Annotated in this window: 2 protein-coding genes and 1 pseudogene; all 3 read right to left on the bottom strand. The window is 62.4% G+C overall.

Annotated features, from left to right (window positions below; genetic code table 11):
* On the bottom strand, positions 1 to 429 hold a 429-nt coding region (locus BSG08_RS19165), incomplete at its 3' end, for an ABC transporter ATP-binding protein (protein ID WP_139274611.1).
* 2 nt (positions 430 to 431) lie between these two features.
* Positions 432 to 1,181 carry an ABC transporter permease gene (locus tag BSG08_RS19160; RefSeq protein ID WP_093039439.1) on the bottom strand — a complete coding sequence of 250 codons (750 nt, stop codon included), beginning with the start codon at positions 1,179 to 1,181 and terminating at the stop codon, positions 432 to 434.
* 34 nt (positions 1,182 to 1,215) lie between these two features.
* Positions 1,216 to 1,395, bottom strand: a pseudogene (locus BSG08_RS19590) (ABC transporter substrate-binding protein); the annotation flags it as partial.

Below are 1,395 nucleotides of genomic sequence, written 5' to 3'. Positions count from 1 at the left end.
CTGGCGCATGCCCCCGGATAGAGTGCCGGGTTTCGACTCTTCGAAGCCCTTGAGCCCGTAGGCGGCGATCAGCCTGTCGGCCACCGCATGACGTTTCTCGCGCGCAACGCCCTTGATCTCGAGACCCAGGGACACGTTGTCCCGAACGGACCGCCACGGAAGCAGCATGTCCTTTTGCAGCATATAGCCGACCTGGCCCTTGGCATCGAGAACCCGCGTACCATTGACGAAGACCTCTCCGGCAGTGGCCGGTTGCAGCCCCGCGATGACGTTGAACAGCGTCGACTTGCCGCAGCCAGACGGCCCGACGATGGCCAGGATCTCTTCCGGCTTCAGCGAGAAGGTGATGTCGCTGAACGCCACCACCTCGTCAGCGCTGCCGGGGTTGAAGGTGACCGAAAGGTCCTTGGTTTCAAGTGGGTATTGCATGGTCACCACCGCAGCCTCCGGTCGAGTTCTGTCACGCCGCGGTCCATCAGCAGAGCGACGACCATCAAGGCAAGAATACCTGCCCAGACCCCGTTCAGATCGTAGAGAACACCGGAATAGTAGACCAGATACCCCAGACCCTCTTGGGATGAGATGTATTCCCCAACGACCGCACCGATCAGCGCAAAGCCCACGTTCAGCCGCAAGGTGGACAGCATCCACGGCAACGCCGCAGGGACCACCACCTTTCGCCACGCCTGCAATCGTGTGGCGCCCAGCGATCGCATCAGCCGCAATAGGTCACGGTCGGTTTCCAGCGTGCCGTTGTAGGTGGCAATCAGGCTGACGATGAAGGTCAGCGCGGCGGCGATGGCGATCTTGGACTCGATGCCGATGCCAAACCACACGATGATCAGCGGGGCAAAGGCGATCTTCGGCACCCCGTTGATCGCTACGATGAAGGGCCGCACGATCTTGGCCACCGTTTCGTTCAGCCACAGGCACAGGCCCGCAAAGCTTCCGGTCGCACTGCCGAGCACAAAGCCGAGGATGGCGGCAAATGCCGTGACACCTGCGTGCCGGAACAGCTCGCCCGTCGACACCAGCCCCCAAGCCTTGGCCCCAATGCCAGAGGGATAGCCGTAAAGATGCGCCGACAGCACCTCGGCCCGCACCAATCCCTCCCAAAGTCCGAAGACCAGAAGCGCCAGACCGATTTGACCCGGCAGATATCTCAAGTTCGACCATGACATGACCGGCATCCCCCTGTTGCGGCGGCCCCCATCTTCAGCCCTTGTTACCCATGTCCGCGATGGCGCGCTCGGCATAGGACATGTCGACAAGGGTGGTGTAGTCGCCTTGCCCGCGCACTGTGCCCGCTGCCAGATCGTGGGCGACGATGGCGTCCCATTCCTCGCGTGTCACCATCGGGTTGCGCGGCACGACGCCTTCGGTTCCCAAGAGGCG

The organism is Roseovarius azorensis (genome assembly GCF_900109455.1).
Lineage (GTDB): Bacteria > Pseudomonadota > Alphaproteobacteria > Rhodobacterales > Rhodobacteraceae > Roseovarius > Roseovarius azorensis.
Note: the sequence above shows the minus strand (reverse complement) of the source record. Positions and strands in the feature narration are given on the sequence as shown.

Excerpts from the sequence above, each read along its gene's own strand:
- BSG08_RS19160 (WP_093039439.1), bottom strand. The coding sequence starts at position 1,181 with ATGTCATGGTCGAACTTGAGATATCTGCCGGGTCAAATCGGTCTGGCG.